A 25,526-nucleotide genomic window follows, 5' to 3' on the forward strand; every position below is an offset into this window, starting at 1 on the left:
GGACAAATCTTCACACCAAATTCAGCAACTCTCCAATGCGCCTTCACATCCTCCTGATACTCTCATGACTGAAGGCAGCGGTTTGTTTCGCCGCTTGCGTGGCACAATATCGAGCACAGAACACGAACAAGGGGGCCTCTACGTGAAGGTGCGTTCGAAGTGGTTTGCGGGTCTTGCGGCTGTTGCCGCCGTCGGTGTGGTAGCAGGGTGTGGCACGTCGAATTCGTCTTCGTCGACCCAGAACGCGGCGACGAGCAACACGTCGCAGCAGGCGGCGAGCGTGGCGAAGGTGACGCTGACGGAGACGGGATCGTCGCTTTTGTATCCGCTCTTTAACGCGCAGTGGATTCCTGCGTACCACAAGCTGCACCCCGACGTGGAGATGACGGCCGCGTCGACTGGCAGCGGGACCGGCATCTCCGATGCCATCGCTGGCACGGTGGATATCGGTGCGTCGGACGCGTACATGGCGGACGCCCAGATTCAGCAGCACCCGGACATGCTCAATATTCCGGTGGCCATCTCGGCCCAGCAGATCATGTACAACCTGCCTGGCGTCAAGGGGCATCTGCATTTGAACGGCCAGGTGCTCGCCGAGATTTATGAGGGCAAGATCCAGTACTGGGATGACGCGAAGATCAAGGCTATCAACCCGGGCGTGAAGCTGCCGCATCAGATCATCAAGCCCGTGGTTCGTTCGGATGGCTCCGGTGATACGTTCCTCTTCACGCAGTACCTGAGCAAGTCCAGCGCTGAGTGGAACCAGAACTACGGCTTTGGCACGACCATCTCGTGGCCTGGCTTGCAGACGGAGATCGGCGCGAAGGGTAATCAGGGCGTCGTGGCCGCCCTCTCGAAGACCGCGTACTCCGTTGGATATGTGGGCATCAGCTGGCTGGACAAGGCCGTGCAGCAGGGCCTCGGCTATGCGGCGCTTGAAAACAAGTCGGGCAGCTACGTCCTGCCGACCAGCGCTTCCATCCAAGCCGCCGCACAGCAGGGCGTGAAGAACGTGCCTGCGGATGAGCGGATTTCGCTCATCGACGAGCCCGGCGCCAACTCGTATCCCATCATCAACTTTGAGTACGTCATCGTGAAGGACGATCAGCCGAATGCCGCGAAGGCTGACGCGCTCAAGACGTTCCTGGAGTGGGCCATCAACCCGTCTCAGGGCAACAGTGCAAAGTTCTTGACGCCGGTGCATTTCCTGCCGCTCCCGACGAGCGTGCATGCCAAGAGCGAGGCGCAGATTCAGAAGATCAAGGGTTGACACCGATAGATACCAGGAGGGCACGCCGTGCGCAAGGTTTCTAAAGCGGCTAAGGCCTGGGATCGCGGATTTCGGGTGCTGGCGGCCATCGGGGCCGCCAGCCCTGCCGTGTTCTTGGCAGCCATCGCCGCCATCGTGCTGGTGGAATCCATTCCGACCATTCGCTTCATGGGCTTTCATTTTCTCACCGAAACGCGCTGGGACATGGGGAACTTGTATGGAGCCCTGACCCATCGCAACGGCATCACTGCGCCCGCAGGCGCTACCTACGGCGCACTGGTGTTCATCGTCGGCACGCTGTTGTCGTCCATCATCGCGCTCCTCATCGCAGTGCCGGTCTCCGTCGCCACAGCGCTCGTTCTCGCCTACCGAGTGCGCGGCCCGCTTGGTTTTCTGCTGAACATTCTCGTTGAGCTGTTGGCCGGCATCCCAAGCGTCGTGATCGGACTGTGGGGTATTCTTGTGCTGGTCCCGTGGATTGCGAACGCCTTTGCACCTTTCCTTAAGTCGATCCTGGGCTTCATCCCGTTCTTCGGCGGGCAAACGGGGACAGGCTACAGCCTTCTGGCGAGTGGCATCGTGCTCGCCATGATGACCGTGCCCATTATCACCGCGACAACTAGGGATCTGCTCCAGCAGGTGCCTGTCCTGGCTCGCGAGGGCGGGCTTGGCATCGGCATGACGTCGTGGGAAGTGGTTCGCTATATCGCTTTGCCATACATCCGTGAGGGATTTATCGGTGCCGTCGCACTGGGCTGGGGACGCGCGATGGGAGAGACGATGGCGGTCCTGATGGTGTCGGGCAACGCGACCAACATCTTGCCGCAAAACCTGTACAGCCCTATCTCGACGATGGCGGCATTCATTGCAAATCAGCTGGATAGCGCCGAGACCGATGCCTCGGGCATGGCGGTTCATGCGCTGTCCGAACTTGCGCTGATCCTCCTCGTCATCACGCTGGCCACGAACCTGGTGGCTCGCTGGTTGGTTCGCCCGCGGCGACGCGAAGGGGTGATGGCGTCATGAGGAGACGTCGGCGCAAGTGGAAAGGTGCGCTCGGTTGGGCGCTCGCCTGGCTGGGTTTTGCGCTCGTATTGTTCGGGCTGATCGATCTCGTCGGCTCGGTTCTGTGGCAGGGCCTTCGGTCGTTTCGCTTCTCCATGCTGTTTCAGCCGACGCAAGGTATCGCCGGCGGCTTGGAGAACGCGATCTTGGGAACGTTCGAACTGGTGCTCATCGGCGTGGTGTTTGCCGCTCCACTCGGCGTGCTCGGCGGAATCTTCACGTCCGAGTTTGCCTCACCCCGGCTCGCCGCCGCGATTCGCTTTGTGGCCGAGGTGCTGTCAGGTGTACCGTCCATCGTGATAGGGTATTTTGGCTACTTGCTCTTGGTGTTGCACTTCCACTGGGGATTTTCCGCCCTCGCAGGCGGCGTCGCCCTGACGCTCATCATGTTGCCTTACATCCTGCGCACCACGGACACGAGCCTGCAGCAGGTCCCGTTGCTGCAGCGGGAAGCGGCGTGGGCCCTTGGGATGACGCGGACTCAAGCCATTTTGAAAACGGTGTGGCGACCCGCAGCTTCCGGCATGGCCACGGGTCTTTTGCTCGCCATCGCCATTGGGCTGGGGGAGACCGCCCCACTGCTCTACACGGCGGGGTGGAACTCGAACAATCCATCGCTCGCGTTGACGCATTCCCAGGTGGGGTATTTGACCTACGTGGCGTACACGTACCTGGATGAACCCTACGCGCAGGCGAGACAACTCGCTTATGCGGCAGGCTTTGTCCTCCTCATGCTCATCCTCATCATTCAGCTCGTCGTGCGCTTTGTGGTCTGGCGTTCCTCGGCGCGCGGAGGTCGGTCGGCGGCGTGAGCCCCATTTCCCTCGGCTATTTGTCCAGCACAGCGAATACCATAAGCGGAGAAGGTGCGGTCGACCTTCTCCGCTTTGTACTTTTGTCCGCAATGGTTGTCTTCAGTTGTCCGGTGAATCCGTCAAGTTTAGAATAGAGTTGTGGAAGATTTGAGGGGGCGAGACGAATGCGCCGCGTTTTGCTGATGACCGCGTCCTTTGGCTCGGGGCACAACCAGGCGGCGTACGCCGTGATGGAGGCGCTCAAGGAAAAAGATGCCGAGGTCGAAGTGGTCGACTACGTGGGGCTCCTGAATCCGGCGCTGCGCTCGTTTGCGAAGTTCAGCCTGATTCAGGGTGTGAAACGGGCGCCGGGATTGTACGGCCTTTTTTATAAGTCCATGTCTAGAATTGACCCGGATTCCGCCCTGCAGCGGTACGTCAACCACATCGGAATCGAGCGCATCCAGGAGTTCATCGCGTGCTACCGTCCGGACTGCATCGCGAGCACCTTTCCGACGCCAATGGGGGTCGTCGGCGAATTGCGCCGCGCGGGCAAGATCGATATTCCGAATTTGTCCATCGTGACGGACTACACAGCGCATCGTCAATGGTATCACGACTTCAGCGATCACTATTTCGTCGCGACGGACGAGGTGAAGCGCGATCTCGTCTCGTACGGGATCCCAGAGGACGCGGTGGACGTCGTCGGGATTCCGCTGCGCCGGAAGTTCCGCGAGGAAAACGTGCAGCGGCTGTTGGCCCATCGCTCAGAATTGATTCGTTCAATGGGTTTTCAAGAAGAAATGCCTATCATTTTGCTTATGGGAGGAGGCAGCGGCATTCTGGCCGATCCCGGCGTGTGGGAGTCGTTCATTCCCGAGTCGGGCATGCAGTACCTCATCATCTGCGGCCACAATCGCCGACTGGAGCGCCGATTCTCCGCCCTTCAGAGCGATCGCGTTCGCGTCTTTGGGTACACGAACGAGATCGAAAAGTTCATGGCGATGGCGGACCTCATCGTCACGAAGCCGGGCGGGCTCACACTGACGGAGTCCATCGCGATGCGTTTGCCGCTCCTCATCTATCGGCCGATTCCGGGCCAGGAGGAGGCGAATGCGCGCTTCGCTGAGCAGGCGGGCGTCGCCGTGTGCGTGAAAACGCCGGTGGAAGCGCAGGGTTTTCTGATGTCGGTTCGCGAGGACCCGTCCATCTTGAGCCGCATGCGCGAGGCGTGTAGTTCCATGCCGAGTTGCGGCGCGGCGGAGCGCATTGCGGAGAAAATCATGCTGTACGCCACGAAGAAGCTTCCGTGTCGCTCCGTGTCGCCGGAGTGGCCGCCTGAGCTTCTTCCGACGTGAGGGAGAGACGTGATCGACTGGTTGGTTGCGGCCGTGCTGACCGTTCTGGTGCTGTACGCGGGGCTGCCGTTCGTGTGGACCCGAGGATTGGGTCGCGCGTGCATCCGCAGAACGTCGAAACAGGGGTGTGTGGCGTTGACCTTTGACGACGGCCCACATCCCGTATACACACCGAGGTTGCTGGATGCGCTGCGGGAGGCAGGCGCCAAAGCCACGTTTTTTGTCATTGCCGAACACGCGCTGGAACATCCGGACATTGTCGAGCGGATGGTCGCGGAAGGCCACGAAGTGCAGGTTCACGGGTACCGCCATTGGTTTGTGCCGCTTCTGCCGCCGGGGCTTACGGCGCGCCAATGTTTGGCGGCGCGGGATGTGCTCGCTCGGAGGTTCGGGATTCATCCGCGGGTGTATCGGCCGACGTGGGGGGCGTGCAACCTCGCGACGCTTGTTTTTCTCAGGCGAGCAAAGATGTCGATGTTGTTGTGGAGTGTCATGGTGGGAGATTGGCGCAGCACCCCGCCGGAAGAATTGGTTCGACGAATTGTCGCCAAGCTCGACGGGCGCTCGGTCATTGTGCTTCACGACAGCGATGAGTCCCCGGGCGCGGAGCGCGGAGCGCCGGAGAATGTGATTGCGGCCATCCCGGCCGTGATCGAGGAAATTCGCAGACGCGGCTACACATTCGTGCTTGCGTCGGAGTGCGAGTAGGGAGGGAAGACCATGCCAAATCGGGCAGCGCGGGCGGTCTTTGACGCATGGGAAGCCTTGTTTCATCGCGCTCTGCATCTGGAGGAACTCGAGCCCGGCTCAGAGCACTTGTTTTTCGTTGCCCGCCGACGGTATCTCGGCCGGACCTTCGAAGTGGACGGGATTGTCGTTCATCCTGGCGATCCCGTCGTCGAAATGCACATGAACAATGTGCTCATTGAGCGTGCACTCCGCGAGGACACCAACATCGTGCGCGCCATCGTGCGGCTGTTGCGGCAGGCCCGAGTCTCCATGCCGGCGCTCGCCAAGGCTGTACAGCACGAGAAGTTTCACGACGCGCAGGTGTTGTATGGGATCACCATGATCCATCGCGGCATCGAGCACTTCGGGTTTCACACGTACCCACTTCGGAACCCATTCGTGCGCGGGGTCACCAGTTGGCACTTGACGAACATCTTGAAAATGGTGAATCCGGATGCAGATCATATCCTCCAGACGCATCGCGACGTGTTGCAGCCGAAGCTCGTCGTCGCTTCCAAGCAAAAAATTATAGAGATGTTTGGCGAAGGCGCCCTCACGGCAAGCGAGGGCGGGATGAACGACCCTCAGGGCCGCGGCGAGGTCGTATCTCTGGACTCATGAAATGTCTCTTGCTCTACGCTTCGTTTGGCGACGGGCATGTGCAGGTGGCGCGCGCGCTTTCGGAGGCGCTGACCCAGGACCTTTCTGCCGAGGTCCGGGCGGTGGACACCTTTCGGCAGACCAATCCGCGGCTCGCCCAATGGAACGAGCGGATTTTCGAATGGAGCACTCGGTACGCGCCTGCGCTCTACGGTTGGAGTTACGATTGGACCAAGGCGTTGTCCATTCGTCACCCCCTGTGGGCGCTGCTGGCGCGTTTTTCACGCGCGGCCGCGTGGCGGGCCATCCGCGAATTTCAACCGGACGTGATCGTGCAACTCTTCCCAGATCACGCGCTCGCAAAGCTCCCGGATGGGCTGCGTCCGTTTGTCGCCGTGGTACTCACAGACTTCGCCGTGCACAGCCGCTGGGTGCATGCGAGCGCGGATCTGGTGGTGGTGCCGACGAATGAAGCTGCTCTAGACGTTCGCCGGCTTCGCGGCGATGTGCGCGTCGAGGTGGGCGGCATTCCGATTCGGCGTCAATTTCGCCAATGCGTGTTGCCGCGTTCGGACGGTGAGCACCGCATCGTGCTCCTCACCGGCGGACGCGGTGTGTTTCCGCAGTACGAGGGCGTGCTGGAACGGCTTACCCAGCATTTTCCCCAGCACGTCATCGAAGTGATGTGCGGCCGAAACGCGAGAATGATGGAAAGAGTGCGGTCATTTGCAGAACGAGCTGGGCAAGCGAGAATTCACCCCATCGGCTTTACCGAGGATGTGGCGAGCCACCTGCAACGAGCGGACTTTGTCATCGCCAAGGCGGGCGGCGTGACCATCGCCGAGTGCCTGGCATCAGGGACGCCCATGGTCTTTTACAAACCCCTTCCAGGCCAGGAACGGGAAAATGCGCGGTGCATCGAGCGCCTGGGCGCGGGGCGCATTGCGAGCAACTTGGGCGATCTCGACCGACTGTTTGCGAATTGGTCCGAGGAGACGCAGCGCGCGATGCAGTTGCGAGCCGTGGAGCTGGGCAAGCCCGGAGCCGCGTCGTTTGTGTCCGCGTGCCTCGCTGGCGGCTGGGAGCGCCTTGAGGCTCAGGGGCGCGGGGAGCGGACCGCGGCTCCGCATGTGGTTCAGGAGAGAGGATGAAAGGAACCGTACTGGCTCGCGTAATAGAGGAGCGGCGTTCGGGACTCGTCGACGGACGCCGCTTCGACCTGTCCCACGAGGACGCGGTGGTCTCCGCCTTCCCACTCGTCGGCGAGGGTGCAAACGAGGTAAGCCTGGGTACCTGCGAGAAGCGGCTGGCCCCACGGACCTATTTCGTAGGAAACACCTTGGAACTTGTCGGATAGCTTGCTCGCGAACTGGTTCGACAGGCCGGATTGGTCGTCGGAGAGAATGTTGACCGCGAACGCGCCGGATCTGCGGAGAAGCGGGAGCACGCTGGCGCGCTCGTCGATGCACGCGAGCACGAGCGGCGGCCGAAGGGATAGCGAGCAGAAGGCGGAGACGGTGATGCCGCCCATTTCGCCCTCGGCAGCTGTGGTGATGACGGTCACCCCGCTGGCGAATCGGGCCAAGGCTCTGCGAAAACCATTCTCGTCAATCGCCATGATGTGACTCCTTTCATTTTTCAACCCTCTTACATTGTATCGGACTCGCGGGATGCCGGAAACTTGTCACGGCGTGTGCTCTGTGACATTGGACGCAATAGGACAAAAATCGTCCTGATGTTCGAAGTTGTTCGTAAATCTACGAAAATACGATTGTCGAGTGGGGGAGTGCTCGGTATAATAGGCCCGAAAGCAAGCAACTATGATGAGCAAAGGGGCTTTGGCGAGTGCGCTCTCGAATCGCAGCAAGCGTAGGTTGGTTGGCCGCGTGCATAGGGATTTCGTTCGTACCGGCCACGGCATTGGCTTCGTCCGCGACGTACACCGTGCGCCCTGGCGACAGCCTCTACGGAATTGCAGCCAAATTTCATGTGACCGTGCATCAACTCGAATTATGGAACCATCTTTCGTCGAACGTGATTCACCCGGGGCAAGTTCTGGTGGTCTCCCAAGGCGGCTCTCACTCTGTTACGTCCTCCTCACCCTCTTCCTCGCGCACGAATGCTTCAACTTACGTGGTTCAGCCCGGAGATTCGCTGTGGTCCATCGGTCAAAAATTTCATATCACGCTGTCCCAGCTTGAAGCGTGGAACGGCCTCCATGCGTCCAGCGCCATTCACCCGGGCGAATCGCTGAAGGTCTCTCCACCCAAGCATCCTACCATTTCCGGTGCTGCCAAACCAGTGACCCTGTCCAGCCGCGGAAGTTCACCCGACGCCACCAATACCTCGCTAGCGCAGAGCGCGCTCGGGTTTGCGGTGGCCGATTACGCGCGGACGTTCCTCGGCGCGCCATACGAATGGGGAGCGAGCGGTCCGTCCGCATTCGACTGCTCCGGGCTGATTCAGTACGTCTACGCCCACTTTTACATTCAACTGCCGCGGACGAGTTACCAGCAATATGACGCGGGAATCCCTGTATCCGAGGGGGATTTGGAGCCCGGGGATATCGTGTTCTTCGATACATACGGGGACGGGCCGTCGCACGACGGCATCTATCTCGGCGGGGGCCAGTTTATCAATGCGGCCAGCACGAACGTCGAGATCGACAGCCTGTCGGATTCCTATTGGGCCAATCATTACATCGGCGCGCGTCGAGTCATCGGACAGAACGGATGAGCCAAGTAGAAAGAGGTGTCGCGGCAGCGCCGCGACACCTCTTTCTACTTGTGATCCGCCTTGGACCGCGCCCTGTGGTTGTCAAGAGACGGCGTGTATGGTCACGTAGCCCACGGTGCCGGCCAGAATGGCGACGGACGCGGCAAACGCGGCTTTTTCGAGATATTGCACAAACGTCAACAGGCGCTGGACGGGATCTTGCGCGGCTCTTTTCATTTCCACCACAACACCCTCCTAGCCACGTTCATCTGTTTCCAGTCTACCACGGCGCGATGCGTTTCAGACGGCACGTGGGCGTCCGTCTATGACGGTTGTGTCACAAGTTTCTCGCGAATCGTCGAGACGTGTCGAATCAGTTCAGATCGGACCGCTCGCCGGTCAGGATGTACAGGACGCTTTCGCCGATGTTGGTGACGTGATCGCCGATGCGTTCGAGGTAACGGCCGCAGAAGGCGATCAGCATCCGCTGTTGCGGCGTCTCGGCGGCGTCAGGTCCATCGGCGAAGAGTTCTTCCACCAGCAGTCGATAGTCGTGGTCAACCGCGTCGTCCATTTCGGCCAATCTGCGCGCCGCTTCCGCGTCGCTATTCACGTAGGCATTCAGCCCTTCGGACACCATGCTGTCGACGGCTTCGGCCATGCCTTGCAGGCGACGCGCCGGTTCCTCAACCGGGGAAGCCGAAAGGCGCAGGCTCGTTTTCGCGAGATCCACGGCGAGATCTCCCATTCGCTCGAGATCGACCGCGAGCCGCATGCCAGCGACGATCCTGCGCAGATCGCCAGCCACAGGCTGCTGGGTGGCGATCAGGCGGATGCACAAGTCCTCGATTTCATGATCTTGTCGGTTAATCTCTCGATCTCGCTCGATGACGCGCTGCGCGAGCGCTTGGTCGTGTCTCAGCACGGAGGCCACCGCATGCCGAATGGATTCCTGCACGTCCCCACCCATGTGGAGGAGTTTTAGCTTTAATTCTTTGAGCGCGATGTCAAATGCTTGGCGCTGATGCATAGAGCCCGTCCCTTCGTGTGCGCAGAATCGGAATCATCATCCGAATCGGCCGGTGATGTAGTCTTCGGTGCGTTTGTCCTTCGGCTTTGTAAACATCTGCGACGTGTCGTCCATCTCGATCAGGTGGCCCTGGTAGAAAAATGCTGTCTTGTCCGCGATGCGAGCCGCCTGCTGCATATTGTGCGTCACAATGACAATGGTGTAGGTCTGTTTAATTTCCTCAATCAGTTCTTCAATGCGCATGGTCGAGATGGGATCCAAGGCGGAAGCCGGCTCGTCCATGAGCAGCACCTCCGGTTCCACGGCCAGCGCGCGGGCGATGCATAGGCGCTGCTGTTGGCCGCCTGACAACGCCGTGGCGGGCTTGGCCAGACGGTCCTTCACCTCATCCCAAAGGGCCGCCATGCGGAGTGCCCGTTCCACGCGATCCCGCAATTCACCGGAGCGGCGGATGCCGGCCAACTTCAACCCAATGGCGATGTTGTCGAAGATGGACATCGTGGGGAATGGGTTTGGCTTCTGAAATACCATCCCCACGACACGCCGGACATCGACGGGATCGAGATCAAAAAGTGACTCGTCTCCCAACCGGATGTCGCCATCCACACGGGCCTGCGGATGCGTTTCGTGCATGCGATTCAGACAACGAATGAAGGTTGACTTTCCGCACCCGGACGGCCCGATGATGGCCGTCACGCGATTTTCCTCGATGTCCATGTCAATATTGTGCAACACCTGGTGCTGGCCGTACCACGCTTGTAAGCGGCGTACTGTCATGGACTTGCCCACGACTTGTCTCCTCCCAATCCTATGCCGTTTCCGCTCTCTCTATCCTCAGGACGCAAGATTCCGCAGAACACAATACCGGGTAAATGTTAAGGACGTGTGAGGTTTGTGTAGATTTTTATGGGGAACAACACAAAAGCCACGGCGTGACCGCGGCGTGGCTCCTGTGTGTGCATGTGGATGATGACAACCACCAGTCTATCGCAGCCGCCGTGCTTCTTGGTCGCCCCGGTGGGGAAATCTGTGTCAATCCTGTGACATCTGCATGCACAGCGAGTGCGACTGGGATTCAAATGATTTCAACAATGCCTTAACACGTACGTCACCCGGACTTTACGTGTCGATGATACATTGGGATTGCGCTGGACCTGTGCTTAAGCGGTTCGTGCATGAACCCCAATCCGCGTTGGCCGCCTCTGTGCGAGGCGGCTTTTTTTGGCGACCACGTATGAGCGACCGATGTCTTTCTCTACGCATCGATGTGCAGGGCTGTGCCGGATCGATGCTTGCAAATCTACTCATTCGCACGCGGCGACACGAAGGTCCTCTCAGACGGCGGAAAATCTTCGTTCGTCAAGCCTAGATAACATGAATCGAAACGCGATGAGACGTGATTTTGAAAAACTTTCGTTTGAGTTTTCCTATAGATTTGGTGTATATCTGTAACGAGAACATCATCTACGATAAGGATTCGAGGGAGGCTCACGCGAATGCCGTTTGTCATCACGTCGCCTTGCATTGGGGAAAAGGCCGCGGACTGCGTGGAGACGTGCCCCGTGGACGCTATCCACGAAGGTCCGGATCAGTACTATATCGATCCCGACCTTTGCATCGATTGCGCTGCGTGCGAACCGGTGTGCCCGGTCAACGCCATCTATCAGGAGGAATTCGTACCAGAGGACGAGAAGGAGTTCATCGACAAGAATCGGGACTTCTTCCGCAATCGTTGAGGCGCGATGTAATCCCCAGAACCGTCGGTCCAACAGCTTGGGCCGGCGGTTTTGCCTTGACATGGTGCTGCAATTGGAAGGAGGGAGCGCAGTGAAGCGTCTCGCGGCCGTGACGACCGTGATCATCGGCTTGCTGTTCACGACCGGGTGCGCGACTCCGCAGCGTGTGGGGAACACACCCTCAGGAACAGGCACGCAGCAAGCCGGTACCCAGGTTGAAAAGACGAACCAGGTGAATCCGAAACTTTATGCGACGTGTAACGCTATCTACCGCGGCGTTCAACAGGCGCTTGCGCAGAATCGCAATGAGAGTTTTGACACGGAGCTCGAATCCGTTCAAGCGATCGGGAGTAGTGCCGCGCCAAGCTCACCGAACGGGGTGCTGTTCGCCGACGCACAACAGGTGGTGGCGCTGTGCGATGCATATACCGGGGAAGGAGCGCCAGCAAAAGTCTACAATGAACTTCAGGCGTCGCTCAAAACGCTCAAACAGGCATTAGATCAGTACCGCCCGATGTTGCCGCGCTCGTGATCGCCCTGCGACGCGGTCGTGGCCACCATTCCGTAATCGATTTCGAATCTTGGTGCGCAATCCTTGAGGGCTTATCTGGCGGAACAGCTTGCAAAAAGGGGCTTGCATTCGCTTTCATACGCATGGCAAAATAGAGATGAGAGCATTTACGTCGCTCGAAGCCGCAATCGCTTTCGGTGGTCAGGTTGAAGACCTCGCACGGCTGCAAGGGGGTTGATATCGTACGGATGTTCGAAAGCGATTTCGGCATGAAACAGGGATTGAAGGGGGACGACAGACTATCGCGCACTTCGACCCCAGGCACGCGCCACCAAGGGCCCCTGCCGGAAACGTCGAACCGCCCGCCGAACCTACTCGAAGATCGCGTCGGATGTCCGTTCGCCGACAGGTGTCCGCTCGTCTCCGACGTGTGCCGGTCGCAGGCGCCGTCGCTCGCTGAGGTGGCGCCCGGCCATTACGCCGCGTGTCACCATCCGGGGTGAGGGCAGGGACAAGTACTTGAGGCAACGATGCAGACAAAGGAGATGACAAGATGCGTAAGTTTCCAGATGAATTCGTGTGGGGGACCGCGACGGCATCGTATCAGGTGGAAGGGGCCGCGCGCGAGGGCGGTCGTGGGCGGTCGATTTGGGACATCTTTTCCCACACGCCCGGCAAGGTCGCTGAGGGTCACACCGGGGACGTCGCTTGCGACCACTATCATCGCTACGAAGACGACGTGCAGCTCATGAAAGAGTTGGGGATCTCGTCGTATCGGTTTTCCATCGCCTGGCCGCGCGTGATGCCGGAGAAAGGGCGCGTCTGGGTGAAAGGACTCGATTTTTACAAGCGGCTCGCCACCAAGCTGCTTGAGAACGGGATTCGTCCGGCCGTCACCATGTATCACTGGGATCTCCCGCAGTGGATAGAGGACGAGGGTGGCTGGAACAGCCGAGATACCGTGTTCCGCTTCCTGGAATATAGCGAGATCCTGTTTCGGGAACTCGGCGATCTCGTCCCCATGTGGATCACGCACAACGAGCCGTGGTGCGCTTCCATCTTAGGGTACGGCATCGGTGTTCACGCGCCGGGCCTGAAGGACTGGCGCCGCGCATACCGCGCCGCGCACCATCTGCTCCTGTCGCACGGCCAGGCGGTCCGCCTGTACCGCGAGCTCGGCTTGCCCGGTGAGATTGGCATCACGCTAAACCTCGCGCCGGTCTATGCCGCTACGCCGAATTCAGAAGACCTGGCCGCGGCTGACAGGCAGGACATGTTTCAAAATCGGTGGTTCCTCGATCCCGTCCTGAGAGGCAAATACCCAGAGTCACTCTTGCGCCGCGTGGATCAAGCGGTAGGTGGGTTTGACGCCGTCAAGCCTGGGGACCTGGAGGTGATGGCTACCCCCATCGACTTTCTGGGCGTGAACTACTACACGCGCGCCGTGGTTGCAGACGATCCGTCCGATCCGCTGCTCGGCGTTCGGCATCTGCCGGGCGAAGGTCCGCGCACCGAGATGGACTGGGAGGTGTATCCCGACGGCTTGTACGATCTGCTCTCCCGTCTGCGTCGGGACTACGGCGACATCCCCATCTACATCACGGAGAACGGCGCCGCCTACGACGATCGCGTCCAAGATGGCGCCGTCCACGACGTGGATCGTGTGGCCTATCTCGCGTCTCACTTTGCCGCGGCGCATCGGTTTCTCGAGGAGGGCGGAAATCTGCGCGGCTACTACGTGTGGTCGCTGATGGACAACTTCGAGTGGGCGTTCGGGTACACGAAGCGATTTGGCCTTGTGTATGTGGACTACGATACACTTGCTCGCATCCCGAAGGACAGCTACTTCTGGTATCAGCGCGTGATCCGCGAGGGTGGTCTCGTGCCCTCGGATGCCGCGGAAGCTGCGGAGACGGCGCGTTGACGATTTTTTCTACGTATTCCAGGCCAGCTCGCGCTGGCCTGTTCAGGTATCGAACGGCACGTGAAACCAGGCCAGAAAGAGCGATGTGACGAGTCCACAAAATCCGAGCGACAGCCGCCAATTGCGCTCGTGCAACCACATCACGAAGAGCATGAACGAGTCGAGTAAGATGGACCACCCAAACGCCCAACCGTGGTAATACTCGATTTCGTGCGAACTGACAAGCACAAACTCGAACGCGCCGTAAACGGCCAGAAACAGCGCGAAGTGAAGGAACCGCCGGCCAAGGGAACTGGGCATGTATCGGAGGAACAGAAGTGTGGTGCAAGGAAACAGCACAAAAATCTGAATCAGCTGGGACAGCTTGTCGGTGATGAACCACCACCTTGGGTGATACCACATCATGTATCCCCGGCAGACCAGGTTGTACATGAGGGCGATCACGGCGATCCAAAGCACGGTCCTACAGTACTGGGTAAGGTACAGATGTGTGCGTGTCGCGAGAACCACGGCAAGAAACGCGGCTGAAAAACATACGACTACCACATGATTCGCCTCAGCTCCTTGGTGTGGGCGTCGTCGGGGCGAGGCCGTGCGGCAGGCTTATTTCAGAGTATGAGAATGGAGGGCGTCACCCATACCGTCGAAGATTGTCGAATCAGGGCTCAAAGGACATCCGGCGAGTCGAACATGCCTTCGCCCGTGTCACTACTTGCGATGCATCGCTGGAAGGCCCCATCCAGCCAAAGAAAAACCCCAGCCCTCTGCGTACGGGCTGGGGTTTTTGCTACACTGGTGCGGTCGAGAGGACTTGAACCTCCACGGAGTTGCCCCCACTAGAACCTGAATCTAGCGCGTCTGCCAATTCCGCCACGACCGCATGTCTAAACTTGCTTCGTTCGCCGCTGGATTTCGCATCCGCATCGCAGCGAACGATCACATTATACAAGGAATCACGCAGGTTTGCAACGAATTATTTCATCGGTGGCCCGATTTTTTCAACCGAGCTCTAGGAGGCGTTGGTATGCAGTTCTTTAAGATGCACGCTCTCGGCAACAACTATGTGTTTGTCGACACGGCCCGGACAACCCTCCCCGAGGACGATTTCCCGTCGCTCGCACGTCGGGTCAGCGACGTGCGCCGAGGGATTGGCTCCGACGGTCTCATCCTCGTCACGCCCTCCGACAGCGCGGATGTCGGCATGCGCATCTGGAACGCAGACGGATCCGAGGCGGAATCCTGTGGCAACGGCCTACGCTGTGTGGCCAGGTACGCTTACGAGCGCGGGCTGGTTGATGCCACACACTTTTCCGTTGAAACCAAGGCGGGTGTTGTCGCCGCGCAGGTGCATTTGGACGTCGAGGGACGCGTGCAGCTGGTGACCATCGACATGGGCGTGGCTCGTTTCGGCACGGAAGCCGTCCCGTACCGAGGGCCGGATCGCGGCGAAGATGTACGCGTGGAGGCAGGAGGCGCGCATTATACGGGCACGCTTGTCAGTATGGGCAATCCGCACTTTGTCACGCTGGTCGATCACGTCGACGACGTCGACGTCGAACACGTCGGAGGCGCCATTGAGTCTCATCCCGACTTCCCTGAACGCGTGAATGTGGAGTTTGTGTCGGTGCTCACCCCGGACGAGATCGACTTCCGCGTGTACGAACGCGGGTCGGGCGTGACCTTCGCCTGCGGCACAGGGGCGTGCGCGAGTGTGACGGCCCTCGCCAGAAAGGGATTGGTGGGGAACCGAGTAACCGTGCACCTTTTGGGGGGCGATCTCGACATCGAGATTCGCGAGGACGGTCACGTGTGGATGACCGGAGAAGCGCACTGGGTGTGCGAGGGGACGTATTACGCGTAGGATTGAGCGGGCGGGGCGGCGCTCACACGGCGACCAACGCCACGCCCGCCAGAATCACGAGCACGCCCGCCCAGCGGATCCAGGGCACATGCTCGTGGAATACAAAGATGGACACGAGAATCGCGAGCACGTACGCGAGGCTCTGCAAGGGATAGAGCAGGCTCAAGGAAAGCTTGTTCAACAGGAAGATCCAGATCACTGTGGCAATCACGTACAGCACGATGCCTGCGATCACCCAGGGAGAAAACATGGCCGCGATGACGGATCGCAAACTGTTGAGATCCCGATGTTGCAGTCCGTACTTCCAAAGCGTCTGCCCGCCGACGAGCAGGCAGACGTTGAGGAGGATGAGGATGGCATAGCTGAGTCGCATGGGAGGGTTTGGCGCTCCTTCTTGTTCAGCCTTTGAACTCGTTCTGTAAGAGTTCGTAGTAGTCTCGGTGGTGGCGAACGATGGTGTCCAGGATGAAGCCGCATGTCAGGCTGTTGGTCGCCAGCACCATGAAACCGACGGCCAGGATGGCGGACGGGATCTTCGCGATGCGCCCGAATGAGAAGTACTCGTACAATACTGGGATGCCGACGCCGAGCCCGGCCAAAAACAAAATCAGGGCGACGGCGGTGAAGAAGGCGAGCGGCTTGTAGTCTTTGAAAATCCAAAACACGGTCTTCAGAACTCGTATGCCGTCGCTCAGCGTGTTGAGCTTCGAATGGCTGCCAGGCGGCCGGTCTCGGTACTGAATGGGGATCTCGAGAATGCGGAACCGCTTGTCCAGCGCGTGAAGCGTCATTTCCGTCTCGATTTCAAAGCCTTCGCTCTGAATCGGCATCGTCTTCGCGAAGCGGCGGCTGAACGCTCGATAGCCTGTCATGATGTCCCGGAGATCCGCGTGAAACAGGGTGTTAATGAGCTTTCGAACCAACTGGTTGCCGAAGTTGTGGAAAGGGCGCTTGTTTTCCTTGGAGTACGAACCGTCCGAGTGCCGGTCTCCGATGCACATGTCGGCCTCCCCTGCCACGATGGGCCGAACCAGTTCGTGCACGAACTCCGCCGGATACGTGTCGTCGCCATCCGTCATAACGTACACATCGGCGTCGATGTCGCGGAACATGGAGCGCACCACGTTTCCTTTGCCTTGGCGCGTCTCCCTTCGCACAATGGCGCCCGCTTCCCTCGCCACTTCCGCCGTGCCGTCGCGCGAATTGTTGTCATATACGTAAATCTCCGCGTCGGGCAGTTCGCGCTTGAAGTCCCGAACCACTTTCCCAATGGTCAGTGCTTCGTTGTAACACGGAATGAGGATTGCGATTCGCATGGTCAGGACATGCCTCCATCGTGAAAGTCGTCCGCGCCTATGGCGCGGTGGCTCGGCGCGGCGACACCTTGCGCATGCGCGCCCGAGCTGTGACGAGGTAGATCACTGCTCCGACACCCACAAATAAAAAGGGCATGGTCGGGTAGGCGTACCGGTTAATCGGGATAAATGGCAGTTGGACGACGATGAGAAAGACGGTGAGCCAGCTCAGCCATCGAATATACCGCATTCCGAAGCCCACCGCGAGCCCGATGGCTCCGACAATGACCCACAGCAGGTGCAGGTGGGCATAGGCAAACGTGAGGCGCGTCAGCAGCCCCGCGTTTCTCGGCAGGACCGTATTGTACCACGGCGTCCCAAACAGCCAGCCGAGTTTGTCCAAGGTGTACCATTTGAGATAGGCCAGTGGGTGGGTGTGGAAGCCCTCCTCAATACGGTGAATGGCGAGCGCTTTTTGCTGCGCATACGTGAGTCCGTTTGAGATGTTCGTGTCCTTGTAAAAGGTCGGATCAGATCCGAACAACAGCGGATTCGCTGCGTCGAGATCGGTTGTGATCCATTGATGCATCGCGACGAGATTGCGCACCCACCATGGTATCATGGCGATGACGAAGGTGGCGATGTACAACCCATAGTTCCGCAATGTCGCTTTCCAAGCGAGCCTTGTCTCGCGCTGCAACAAGAGACAGGCTGGCGCCGCCAGGAGCGGCGCGACGCTGGGGCGAATCAGCGTGGTGACGGCCAGCAACAGTCCCGAGACGACGAAACTTTTCCATGTCCGGTCTCTCACAAGGACGAGGAACGACCACACGAACGCGAGCAGAAAGGGGATGTAGAGGTTCTCCGTGAGCAACTGATCGTTCGCGTAGATCACGGGCGGGTACACGGTCCAGAGAAGCGCCGCGAGGAAACTGGCGTAACGCGGCAGACGGAAGCGGGCGATGGCGTACAGCAGCAGACTTGAGGCCACGGCCAGCAGGTGCTGGACAGCCTGTGCGAGGTGCATCGGCGTCTCGTGACTGGGTGTCAACACGGCGGACAAACGATACACGAGTGCGAGGAACAGCGGGTAGCCGGGAGTGACCTGGGCCGCTGGGCCCCAGCTCCAGTACGCGTATAGGTGCAATGCGTTCAACACGTGCGCCGAATGATCATAATAATAGGCGTCCCCGTACAGGAGCACGGGTTGGCGCCAAGCCTTGACGATGAAATACACGTGGTAGACGAGCGCGATGGCGGCCAGTAGCCCCAGCCAAGTTCGATCTTTCGCAAACGACAAGCGCTTCACCGGTGAGTTCACTCCTCAGTGCTTGCATATCGCATCATCCAGTCCGCGGCGGACATCGCCCGGCGCACCGTCCCCTGTTCTTCAAGGCGCTCAAGGTGCGCCATCACCGTGTGGCGCGCGAACGGCAAAGCCTTCGGGTCCGCATCCGCGTACAAGGCAGCCGTGAGCTCGGCCAGCGTCTTTGGACCGTCCGCCAGAGCTGCCAAGATTTGCCCCTCTCGCATCTGGCGCCGTTCCCGCAACCGCCCCGCCGCGAGTTGCGGGCGCAAGATGGCAGGTCCATGCCCCGGCAGGGCAACTTCCGCGTCTGACGTCATCACGGCGTCGAGCGCGCGGTAGTAATCCCTCATGTGCCCGTCCGGCGGGCCTATCCAGACGGACCCGGCTTCCACCAAGTGGTCTCCGACGAAGAGCGCCCTTGCGTCGGGCAGCCACAGGTGGAGATGGCCGTGGGTATGTCCCGGCTGATGGATGACATGAACCTCCCGTTGCCCTGCGCGCAGCAGGTCAGGGCACTTTTGAAAAGTCCCTGCAACGTCCGGGAACTTGTCGTCAAAGGCCCTCACATCCATCGGGTGCATGAACGCCACGCATTCGAGCCGCGCGCGGAGATGGGGCACGCCCGCCGTGTGGTCGACGTGGTAGTGTGTCGCAATCAAGCCTTGTACGCGCCGCACGCCCATTGCCCGAAGGCCCTCGACAAGCAGGTCGAGATGAGTGCCCGTGGCACCGCCGTCGACGATCACGGCCTCGCGGCCGTCCTGGATCACATAGAGATTGACCGTGCCATACGGCAACACGTTCGGATACGGAACGGTCATCCGCCATACGCCCGGTAGCACGGCTTCCCAAGGCCCCGCATTCGCCACGTCAAGTCCCTCCGTCTCCGCGACAATCAGTTTCATGTTAAAAGTTTGTGCGGGTCGGGTCAATTTGTCTGTTCACCGTATGATACACTCAATCTGCTGTTTCGCTGGCAAGGAGGGAAACGGAATGTTTCGTGCGTCGTCGCAGGCAGGGATGTCCAAAGAGGCGTTTTGGCAGTCGGGATTTAAAGGTGCACTTCTGGACCTCGACGGCACGTTGTTTCGCGGGCGGGACGTGATCGATGGGGCCCCCGCGTTTGTTCAAGCCCTCCGCTCGCAGGGCGTTCAACCCGTTTTTTTCACCAATAACTCCTCGAGGACACCCGCTCAGGTCGCCGCCTTTCTGCGCGATCTCGGCATCGACGCCGTGGTGGACGAGGTGGCCACGTCCGCGCAGGCGGCTGCAGCCTTGATTCGCCAGCGAGTCGCTGTCGCTGGTGAGCCCGAGAAGGCCCTCGTGGCATTCGTCGGCGGCCCTGGCCTCGAAGAGGCGCTTCGCGACGAGGGACTGGAGCCGCGAAGGGCCCGGGCGGATGAACTCCGGGCGGAATGGGTGAACGAGGCCGCTGCCGTCGCCGTGGGGCTCGCGCCAGAGGTTTGCTACGGCGACCTGGCGCTGCTCGCGCGCGTGGCGCATCGCGTCGGCTGGATGGTCCTCACGAATCCTGACCGGCGGCTGCCCGTCGAGGACGGTTTCATGCCTGGGAACGGGGCGCTCGGCGCGTTTGTGCAGACGGCCTCGTCGGCCGAGTTGTTTGTGACGGGCAAACCGGATCCGTCGTTTGTCGACTATGCGCTCAGGCGCTTTGGGCTTCGCCGGGAGGAAGTGGTCATTGTCGGCGACAACGTCGAAACGGACGTGGCGGCTGGGCGAGCTGCCGGTCTGGCGACCGTCTGGGTGAGATCCGGAATTGGTGGAGAGGTCGATCCGGCTCATTCGCCTGCGTGGATCGTCGACTCCGTGGCCTCGCTTCTTCCGGGCGATTGATACGACCAAGAATCCTCGCCAATGTCCAACGAGCGGGACCTTGTATCTCGCAGATATAGTGTTTATAATCGCGGTGACTTGAGTTTCTGACACTACATATGGATTCGGCGGCTTGTCATCTGGAGCGGATTCGCGAGATGCCCGGTGCGCACGGGGGTGAGAGGCATGAAGTGCCCGTATTGCGGAGCGGACAACACGCGCGTGATCGAGTCGAGGCCCGGAGAGGACGGGAGCACCATTCGTCGGCGGCGCGAATGCATTCACGAGGCCTGTGGTCGGCGCTTTACCACGTATGAGCGGGTGGAGCAGCGGCCGCTCATGGTTGTGAAAAAGGACCAGAAACGGGAAGAGTTTTCGCGCGATAAGCTCTATCGCGGCATCATGAAGGCGTGTGAAAAGCGCCCCATCCCCGCGGAGACGCTGGAGGCCGTGTGCGACGAGATCGAGCGAAAACTGCGGCTCGAGTACGAGCGCGAGGTGCCGTCGGCGGTGATCGGCGAGCGCGTCATGGATGCGCTTCGGGAGCTCGACGGCGTGGCGTATGTCCGCTTCGCAAGCGTGTACCGGGAATTCCGCGATGTGGAGACGCTTCTCAAGGAAGTGCTCGCGCTCATTGGGGATCGGGCGCGGGGAGAACGACCGCCACAATTGGACAAGCCGTCCGACGCCTGAACGTCGTTTCCGCGTGACAGAGGAGGATCAGAATGGCCATCGAACAGCGGGAGAGGCCCATGTTGGATCTGAACGACGAAGATTATCTGGGGCCAACCGGCGAAAAGATCGTCGCGGATAGGTACCTGCTGAAGGACATCCGCAAGGAAGCGCTGGCGCCAGGGGCACTTGTCGTCGCCGTGTTGGACAAGAAGCGCGCATACCACGAACTTGCGCGCGTGAAGGCGGTGGACCGCGACGCGGATGAGGTGACGGTGGAGCTCCGGGACGGAACGCTCACAGATCTGCCGGTGAGTCAGGTGGACATACCGCTCGAAACATCCCCTCGGCAGATGTGGCGGCGCGTCGCCCGGGGCGCTGCGGCGGTCACGCGCCAGCCGGAGGTGTGGGAAGAGGCGTTTTACGAGCTTCAGAAGGGCTGGCGCTATGTTCCCGGCGGGCGTATCAACGCGTCTCTCGGGACGGGCATGCAGGTGACGAGCTACAACTGCTTTGTCATTCCGAACGTGGGCCCCGATCTTCGCGACTACGCCGAATCGTTCGGCCAGACGCTGGAGATCCAGGCGCGGAGCGGCGGCGTGGGCATGAACCTGTCCCGCATTCCGCCTCAGGGCACATTGATTCCCGTGAGCACCGCGTCGCGGAAGGCGGATCTCATGCTGGTCCTGGACGCCTGGCACCCCGATCTCGTCGACTTCTTGGAGACCGAGTACGCTCATTCGACCAAGGTCGTCCGCGCGGACGCGGCGTTTTGGCGCGCCGTGGAGGAAGACGACGAGTGGGTGTTTCGGTTTCCGGACACGTCGGTGGAAGGGTATGACGAGACATGGACGGGCGATCTCGACGCGTGGTTGCGCCAGGGGCTGCGCACCGAGGAGCATGGGCGCATCCGCGCGCGCGAGCTCATGGAAAAGATCCTGGCGTCCGACGCGCACCTCGTCCCGCAGGCTGTGGGATTCTGCCTGAGCCCTGGTGACAGCCGCAGCACCATCGCGAGAACTCTGGGGGATATGTGGGAGGCGATGCGGGACGGCAAGCGCGTCTCGCTCGTCCTGTCGTCGCTTCGCCCGCGATACAGCTACGTCCGCGGCGTGAACGGGCGATCGTCCGGCGCGTACTCGTGGGGGCTTCTCTACGACAAGGGGAACCAGGTGTTCGGCGAGGGCTTCGGTCCCGTCGGCGTCGGGGAAATCATGAGCGTGGGCTGCCAGCTCACCCTCCAGGGCGGTTCCCGCCGTGGCGCGCTGATGCTCATCCTGAACGACCGTCACGCCGATTTGCCCAAGTTCATTCGCGCGAAGCAAGTGGACGGCGTCATTACCGGTGCCAACATCAGCGTGGGCGTGTCCGAGGAGTTCATGGACGCCAAACGCCGTGGCGAGTCGTGGCAGCTCGGATTTGTCCCGCCGTCTCACCGCGAGGCATTCGATGGGGACTTCGGGCGCTGGCTCGAAGAAGAAAGACCGTTTGAGGTCACGGAGACCGTCTCCGCTGCAAACCTGTGGCGCGACATCTGTGAGTCGGCGTGGAAGTCGGCCGAGCCGGGCGTCGTCTTTTTGGGTCGATCCAATGCGATGAGCAACTCGTGGTACTTCAACCCGCTCGTCGCCACCAATCCGTGTGGGGAGCAGCCGCTTCCGCCCTATGGGATCTGCAATCTCGGCGCGGTCGTGTTGGCTCGGTTTGCCAATGGCTTTCGCGATAGCGGCGTTCGGACCGAATTCGCAGATCCCGAGCGCGAGGCTTATGTGCGCTCCTGCCTTCTCGAGAAGTTTCCGGAGGACGAGGCGGAGTTTCTCCTGCGTCACATCCGCTGGGAGGATCTCGAGTCCACGACGCGCCGAGGGATTCGGTTCCAGGACGCCGTGATCGACGCGACCTACTATCCGTTCGAAGAAAACCGGCAGAACCAGATGTCCGAGCGCCGCGTGGGGCTTGGAATCATGGGGCTGCACGATCTGATGCTCTACTGCGGCATTCGGTACGGCTCGGAGGAAAGCGTCAAGCTGATCGACGTGCTGATGGGGCTCATGGCGGAGTGGGCGTATCTCGAGTCCGTCGAGCTGGCGAAGGAGTACGGGCCGTTTCCGAAGTTTGACGCGGAGAAGTTCCTGCAATCCGGCTTCATGCGCCACATGGCCGCGGAGCGCCCGCACGTGGTCGAAGCCATCCGCAAGCACGGGGTGCGAAATGTCACGACCATGACCATCGCGCCCACCGGTACCACGGGCACGATGGTCGGCTGTTCGACCGGGTGCGAGCCGTACTACGCGTGGTCGTACTTCCGCAACTCTCGCCTCGGTTTGTTCGAGGAACACGCGTCGATCGTCGAGGAATACCGGCGCGCACATCCCAACGAAGAGGGTCTGCCGCCCTACTTCGTCACCGCGATGGAGCTGACGCCGGAGGAGCACGTCCGCGTGCAGGCGGCGCTGCAGCGGTGGATCGACAGCTCCATCTCCAAGACGTGCAACGCGCCGAACTCGTACACGGTGGAAGACACGGTGAAACTGTACGATCTCGCCTATGAACTCGGCTGCAAGGGGATCACCATCTACCGGGACGGGTCGCGCAGCGAGCAGGTGCTGTCTTTGAAGAAGGACGATGAAGCGGGCGACGGCCAGGGCGCGGGAGGCGCGGCGGTTTCCGAGGCAAACGAGAAGGCGGTGCAACCGGCCCCAGCTGCCCCGGGCGGATACGTGAAGCGCCGGCGCCCCGACGTCCTGTACGGTGCGACGTATCGCAAGGAGACGCCGCTCGGCAAGGCGTTTATCACGATCAACGACGACCCGGACACGCACATGGCCACCGAGGTGTTTGTCAACGTGGGCAAGGCCGGATCGGACGTGTACGCGGCCAACGAGGCGCTCGGCCGGGCCATCACGCTGTACCTGCGCGAGTCGAACAACCCGAACCGCGAGGCGGAGTTGGTGAAACACTTCTCCGGCATCGGGGGCCAAAATGCCGTGGGCTTCGGCGCGCAGCGCATCACGTCGGTGCCGGACGCCATCGCGAAGGCCCTGATCGAGCACGCCGAGACGTTCCCGCTCCGCCACATGGCGGCGCGCCAGGCGGCGACGTCTGCGCCGGACGAGGGCGACGGGGCGAAGCCGTCGGAGCTGAGGGCGTATTCCATCGCGAAGGATTGGTGTCCCGAGTGCCATCAGCACACGCTGATTCGCCAGGGCGGGTGCTACGAATGTGAGGCGTGCGGCTATAGCAAATGTTGATCGCGCGGGCGGCTCGAACGTTCGAGCCGCCCCATCGTGTGCGTGCGGCGATTCTCCCCAGCGGTATTGCGCGGACGGCGAGGAACGAATATCATGAAGGTGATCGCGGCATCGGGCCGCGGGACCACGCACGAGGAGAACGAACGATGTCCCATTCGCATGAAGGCCATCCGCATGGTCATCATCACGCGCATGGTGGCGGGCACGCGCACGAAGGCGAATGGCTGCATGTGCACGCGCCGGCCGACAAGATGCGCCTCGCGTTCTGGTTGACGGCGTTGGTGTTTCTCGCGGAACTTCTCGGTGGGTTGGTGTCCGGCAGTTTGGCGCTCATGTCCGATGCGGGCCACGTGCTCACGGACATGGCCGCGCTCGGGCTCTCCTGGTACGCCCTCCGGCAGGCCGAGAGGCCGTCCGATGCGCGCATGACGTTTGGCTATCATCGCGCAGGCATTCTGGCCGCGCTGATGAACGCGCTGCTGCTGCTCGGCGTCACCGGATGGGTGATGGTCGAGGCGTGGAACCGCCTGCAACATCCTCGGCCGATTGAGCCGCTGTGGATGTCGCTTAGCGCTCTGGTCGGCGTCGTGGTCAACCTCGGCATGGCGCTTGCCATGCGCGGCGAGGACAACTTGAACGTGCGGAGCGCCGTGCTTCACATGGTGGGCGACATGGCGGCGTCTCTCGGCGTGATCGCGGCGGGCGCCGTGATCGCGTGGACGCACTGGGAGCCCATCGATCCGATTTTGAGCGTGGCCATCGCGCTCGCCATCGCGTACGGCGCCATTCGGCTGGCGCGCCGCGCCACGCGCATCCTGATGGAGGGCGCGCCGGCCGACGTGAATGCCCGCGACGTCGTGAACGCCATCCTCGCGGTGGAAGGCGTGCGGGGCGTGCACGATCTTCACATCTGGTCCATCGCCAACGGGCGCAATGCGCTCTCGTGCCATGTGGAGATGGACGGCGTCACCACGGTTTCGGAGACCCAGGGCGTGATCCGGGAAATCGAGCACCGGCTGCGCCATCTCAACATCGGGCACGTCACCGTGCAGGTGGAAGACGAGGCCCATCCTCACGAGCCGAGCGTGTTCTGCGCTCAGGCGCATCAGGGGACTCGCCGCGCCGACGTCAATGGGGCGGGCGGTGAAGGTTCAAGATCACCACGCCCGCCACAATGAGCCCGATGCCCACGGCCATGATGGGCGTGATGGGTTGCCTGTACACCACCGCGCCGATGGCCGCGATGGCCGCAATGCCGATGCCGGACCAGATGGCGTACGCCACGCCGATGGGGATGGTTCGAAGCGCCTGCGACAGCGCGTAGAAGGAGAGCGCGTAGCCCAGGACCACGGCTATCGAGGGCCAGAACCTGGAAAAGCCTTGGGTCCCTTTGAGCATCGAAGTCGCAAACACTTCGCACGCAATGGCAGCTGCTAAGAACCAACCGTTCACAGCTTTTCACTCCTCTCCGGGAACGTCGGAGACGGGCGATCGCGCATACGCTATAGCACAGACGCGGTTGGAGGTGCCCGACATGACGTATCCCGCGGATCAAGCATATCTCGAGCCTTTT

General features: G+C 60.9%; 27 protein-coding genes and 1 tRNA gene. 17 read left to right on the forward strand and 11 right to left on the reverse strand.

Annotation, left to right across the window (positions count from 1 at the left end; genetic code table 11):
* Positions 1-142: 142 nt before the first annotated feature.
* The 7 genes from pstS to AMA01_RS10925 all read left to right on the forward strand — a co-directional run bounded on the left by pstS (position 143) and on the right by AMA01_RS10925 (position 6,967).
* On the forward strand, positions 143-1,270 hold the full coding sequence (pstS, locus tag AMA01_RS10895; RefSeq protein WP_067850929.1) for a phosphate ABC transporter substrate-binding protein PstS: 1,128 nt from the start codon (positions 143-145) through the stop codon (positions 1,268-1,270).
* Between the two features lie 27 nt (positions 1,271-1,297).
* A complete protein-coding gene (pstC, locus tag AMA01_RS10900; protein WP_067850873.1) occupies positions 1,298-2,296 on the forward strand; it encodes a phosphate ABC transporter permease subunit PstC in 999 nt (332 codons plus the stop codon).
* Complete coding sequence (gene pstA, locus AMA01_RS10905; protein WP_067850875.1) at positions 2,293-3,147, forward strand: phosphate ABC transporter permease PstA; 855 nt, start codon at positions 2,293-2,295, stop codon at positions 3,145-3,147. Before pstC ends, pstA begins: the two co-directional genes overlap by 4 nt.
* 167 nt (positions 3,148-3,314) lie before the next feature.
* Complete coding sequence (locus tag AMA01_RS10910; RefSeq protein WP_067850876.1) at positions 3,315-4,487, forward strand: MGDG synthase family glycosyltransferase; 1,173 nt, start codon at positions 3,315-3,317, stop codon at positions 4,485-4,487.
* Positions 4,488-4,496: 9 nt separating this feature from the next.
* Positions 4,497-5,195, forward strand: a complete 699-nt coding sequence (locus AMA01_RS10915; protein ID WP_067850878.1) for a polysaccharide deacetylase family protein — start codon at positions 4,497-4,499, stop codon at positions 5,193-5,195.
* 12 nt (positions 5,196-5,207) lie between these two features.
* Positions 5,208-5,837, forward strand: coding sequence for a YkoP family protein (locus AMA01_RS10920; RefSeq protein ID WP_067850880.1), 630 nt, complete (start codon positions 5,208-5,210; stop codon positions 5,835-5,837).
* 8 nt (positions 5,838-5,845) lie between these two features.
* A complete protein-coding gene (locus AMA01_RS10925; RefSeq protein WP_230088133.1) occupies positions 5,846-6,967 on the forward strand; it encodes an MGDG synthase family glycosyltransferase in 1,122 nt (373 codons plus the stop codon).
* Here AMA01_RS10925 and AMA01_RS10930 read toward each other — a convergent pair.
* Positions 6,952-7,434: a flavin reductase family protein gene (locus tag AMA01_RS10930; protein WP_067850884.1), complete on the reverse strand. Its 483-nt coding sequence runs from the start codon at positions 7,432-7,434 to the stop codon at positions 6,952-6,954. The genes AMA01_RS10925 and AMA01_RS10930 overlap by 16 nt on opposite strands.
* A gap of 227 nt (positions 7,435-7,661) precedes the next feature.
* Here AMA01_RS10930 and AMA01_RS10935 point away from each other — a divergent pair, with 227 nt between their 5' ends.
* The gene (locus AMA01_RS10935; RefSeq protein ID WP_067850886.1) at positions 7,662-8,552 is read left to right on the forward strand and encodes a C40 family peptidase; all 891 of its coding nucleotides are present in this window, start codon (positions 7,662-7,664) and stop codon (positions 8,550-8,552) included.
* A gap of 81 nt (positions 8,553-8,633) precedes the next feature.
* On the opposite strand, the gene AMA01_RS13945 is transcribed toward AMA01_RS10935, so the two are convergent.
* From AMA01_RS13945 to pstB, 3 genes are all read right to left on the reverse strand, one after another.
* A complete protein-coding gene (locus AMA01_RS13945) occupies positions 8,634-8,774 on the reverse strand; it encodes a hypothetical protein (RefSeq protein ID WP_195868158.1) in 141 nt (46 codons plus the stop codon).
* Positions 8,775-8,904: 130 nt separating this feature from the next.
* Positions 8,905-9,561: a phosphate signaling complex protein PhoU gene (gene phoU / locus AMA01_RS10940; protein ID WP_067850888.1), complete on the reverse strand. Its 657-nt coding sequence runs from the start codon at positions 9,559-9,561 to the stop codon at positions 8,905-8,907.
* Between the two features lie 36 nt (positions 9,562-9,597).
* Complete coding sequence (pstB, locus tag AMA01_RS10945; protein WP_197459989.1) at positions 9,598-10,338, reverse strand: phosphate ABC transporter ATP-binding protein PstB; 741 nt, start codon at positions 10,336-10,338, stop codon at positions 9,598-9,600.
* Between the two features lie 719 nt (positions 10,339-11,057).
* Between pstB and AMA01_RS10950 the strand changes: the two genes are divergently transcribed.
* From AMA01_RS10950 to AMA01_RS10965, 4 genes are all read left to right on the forward strand, one after another.
* Positions 11,058-11,297 carry an indolepyruvate ferredoxin oxidoreductase subunit alpha gene (locus AMA01_RS10950; RefSeq protein ID WP_067850892.1) on the forward strand — a complete coding sequence of 80 codons (240 nt, stop codon included), beginning with the start codon at positions 11,058-11,060 and terminating at the stop codon, positions 11,295-11,297.
* A gap of 91 nt (positions 11,298-11,388) precedes the next feature.
* Positions 11,389-11,829, forward strand: a complete 441-nt coding sequence (locus AMA01_RS10955; RefSeq protein WP_067850894.1) for a hypothetical protein — start codon at positions 11,389-11,391, stop codon at positions 11,827-11,829.
* A 227-nt stretch (positions 11,830-12,056) separates the two neighbouring features.
* Positions 12,057-12,311 carry an oligopeptide/dipeptide ABC transporter ATP-binding protein gene (locus AMA01_RS10960; RefSeq protein WP_067850896.1) on the forward strand — a complete coding sequence of 85 codons (255 nt, stop codon included), beginning with the start codon at positions 12,057-12,059 and terminating at the stop codon, positions 12,309-12,311.
* Between the two features lie 50 nt (positions 12,312-12,361).
* Positions 12,362-13,732, forward strand: coding sequence for a GH1 family beta-glucosidase (locus AMA01_RS10965; protein ID WP_067850898.1), 1,371 nt, complete (start codon positions 12,362-12,364; stop codon positions 13,730-13,732).
* A gap of 42 nt (positions 13,733-13,774) precedes the next feature.
* Here the strand turns inward: AMA01_RS10965 and AMA01_RS10970 are convergent, their stop codons facing one another.
* On the reverse strand, positions 13,775-14,278 hold the full coding sequence (locus tag AMA01_RS10970; RefSeq protein ID WP_067850900.1) for a CBO0543 family protein: 504 nt from the start codon (positions 14,276-14,278) through the stop codon (positions 13,775-13,777).
* A gap of 247 nt (positions 14,279-14,525) precedes the next feature.
* Positions 14,526-14,612, reverse strand: a tRNA-Leu gene (locus AMA01_RS10975).
* Positions 14,613-14,756: 144 nt separating this feature from the next.
* Here AMA01_RS10975 and dapF point away from each other — a divergent pair.
* Complete coding sequence (gene dapF / locus AMA01_RS10980) at positions 14,757-15,593, forward strand: diaminopimelate epimerase (protein ID WP_067850902.1); 837 nt, start codon at positions 14,757-14,759, stop codon at positions 15,591-15,593.
* A gap of 22 nt (positions 15,594-15,615) precedes the next feature.
* On the opposite strand, the gene AMA01_RS10985 is transcribed toward dapF, so the two are convergent.
* Genes AMA01_RS10985 through AMA01_RS11000 form a run of 4 tightly spaced genes read right to left on the reverse strand, consistent with a single transcriptional unit; the run spans position 15,616 to position 19,066 of the window.
* Positions 15,616-15,966 carry an EamA family transporter gene (locus AMA01_RS10985; protein ID WP_067850904.1) on the reverse strand — a complete coding sequence of 117 codons (351 nt, stop codon included), beginning with the start codon at positions 15,964-15,966 and terminating at the stop codon, positions 15,616-15,618.
* Positions 15,967-15,991: 25 nt separating this feature from the next.
* Positions 15,992-16,909 carry a glycosyltransferase family 2 protein gene (locus AMA01_RS10990; protein WP_067850906.1) on the reverse strand — a complete coding sequence of 306 codons (918 nt, stop codon included), beginning with the start codon at positions 16,907-16,909 and terminating at the stop codon, positions 15,992-15,994.
* Positions 16,910-16,946: 37 nt separating this feature from the next.
* Positions 16,947-18,197, reverse strand: a complete 1,251-nt coding sequence (locus AMA01_RS10995) for a glycosyltransferase family 39 protein (RefSeq protein WP_067850908.1) — start codon at positions 18,195-18,197, stop codon at positions 16,947-16,949.
* Positions 18,198-18,205: 8 nt separating this feature from the next.
* The gene (locus AMA01_RS11000) at positions 18,206-19,066 is read right to left on the reverse strand and encodes an MBL fold metallo-hydrolase (RefSeq protein WP_067850910.1); all 861 of its coding nucleotides are present in this window, start codon (positions 19,064-19,066) and stop codon (positions 18,206-18,208) included.
* Positions 19,067-19,190: 124 nt separating this feature from the next.
* On the opposite strand from AMA01_RS11000, the gene AMA01_RS11005 reads away from it, so the two are divergent.
* The 4 genes from AMA01_RS11005 (at position 19,191) to AMA01_RS11020 (ending at position 25,131) form a co-directional block, all read left to right on the forward strand.
* A complete protein-coding gene (locus AMA01_RS11005) occupies positions 19,191-20,051 on the forward strand; it encodes an HAD-IIA family hydrolase (RefSeq protein WP_067850912.1) in 861 nt (286 codons plus the stop codon).
* A gap of 165 nt (positions 20,052-20,216) precedes the next feature.
* Positions 20,217-20,723, forward strand: a complete 507-nt coding sequence (gene nrdR / locus AMA01_RS11010; RefSeq protein WP_067850914.1) for a transcriptional regulator NrdR — start codon at positions 20,217-20,219, stop codon at positions 20,721-20,723.
* Between the two features lie 32 nt (positions 20,724-20,755).
* Entirely contained in the window at positions 20,756-23,953 is a 3,198-nt protein-coding gene (locus tag AMA01_RS11015; RefSeq protein ID WP_067850916.1) for an adenosylcobalamin-dependent ribonucleoside-diphosphate reductase, read from the forward strand.
* Between the two features lie 146 nt (positions 23,954-24,099).
* Positions 24,100-25,131, forward strand: a complete 1,032-nt coding sequence (locus AMA01_RS11020) for a cation diffusion facilitator family transporter (RefSeq protein WP_067850930.1) — start codon at positions 24,100-24,102, stop codon at positions 25,129-25,131.
* Here the strand turns inward: AMA01_RS11020 and AMA01_RS11025 are convergent.
* Complete coding sequence (locus AMA01_RS11025) at positions 25,082-25,405, reverse strand: DMT family transporter (RefSeq protein ID WP_067850918.1); 324 nt, start codon at positions 25,403-25,405, stop codon at positions 25,082-25,084. The two genes, AMA01_RS11020 and AMA01_RS11025, sit on opposite strands and share 50 nt — an antisense overlap.
* Between the last annotated feature and the right edge of the window lie 121 nt (positions 25,406-25,526).

This window comes from Alicyclobacillus mali NBRC 102425 (genome assembly GCF_001570745.1).
Classification (GTDB): domain Bacteria; phylum Bacillota; class Bacilli; order Alicyclobacillales; family Alicyclobacillaceae; genus Alicyclobacillus; species Alicyclobacillus mali.

Coding starts and splice junctions, on each gene's coding strand:
- pstA (WP_067850875.1), top strand. CDS start 2,293: ATGAGGAGACGTCGGCGCAAGTGGAAAGGTGCGCTCGGTTGGGCGCTC.
- AMA01_RS10910 (WP_067850876.1), top strand. CDS start 3,315: ATGCGCCGCGTTTTGCTGATGACCGCGTCCTTTGGCTCGGGGCACAAC.
- AMA01_RS10920 (WP_067850880.1), top strand. CDS start 5,208: ATGCCAAATCGGGCAGCGCGGGCGGTCTTTGACGCATGGGAAGCCTTG.
- AMA01_RS10930 (WP_067850884.1), bottom strand. CDS start 7,434: ATGGCGATTGACGAGAATGGTTTTCGCAGAGCCTTGGCCCGATTCGCC.
- phoU (WP_067850888.1), bottom strand. CDS start 9,561: ATGCATCAGCGCCAAGCATTTGACATCGCGCTCAAAGAATTAAAGCTA.
- pstB (WP_197459989.1), bottom strand. CDS start 10,338: ATGACAGTACGCCGCTTACAAGCGTGGTACGGCCAGCACCAGGTGTTG.
- AMA01_RS10950 (WP_067850892.1), top strand. CDS start 11,058: ATGCCGTTTGTCATCACGTCGCCTTGCATTGGGGAAAAGGCCGCGGAC.
- AMA01_RS10960 (WP_067850896.1), top strand. CDS start 12,057: ATGTTCGAAAGCGATTTCGGCATGAAACAGGGATTGAAGGGGGACGAC.
- AMA01_RS10965 (WP_067850898.1), top strand. CDS start 12,362: ATGCGTAAGTTTCCAGATGAATTCGTGTGGGGGACCGCGACGGCATCG.
- dapF (WP_067850902.1), top strand. CDS start 14,757: ATGCAGTTCTTTAAGATGCACGCTCTCGGCAACAACTATGTGTTTGTC.
- AMA01_RS10985 (WP_067850904.1), bottom strand. CDS start 15,966: ATGCGACTCAGCTATGCCATCCTCATCCTCCTCAACGTCTGCCTGCTC.
- AMA01_RS10990 (WP_067850906.1), bottom strand. CDS start 16,909: ATGCGAATCGCAATCCTCATTCCGTGTTACAACGAAGCACTGACCATT.
- AMA01_RS11005 (WP_067850912.1), top strand. CDS start 19,191: ATGTTTCGTGCGTCGTCGCAGGCAGGGATGTCCAAAGAGGCGTTTTGG.
- nrdR (WP_067850914.1), top strand. CDS start 20,217: ATGAAGTGCCCGTATTGCGGAGCGGACAACACGCGCGTGATCGAGTCG.
- AMA01_RS11015 (WP_067850916.1), top strand. CDS start 20,756: ATGGCCATCGAACAGCGGGAGAGGCCCATGTTGGATCTGAACGACGAA.
- AMA01_RS11020 (WP_067850930.1), top strand. CDS start 24,100: ATGTCCCATTCGCATGAAGGCCATCCGCATGGTCATCATCACGCGCAT.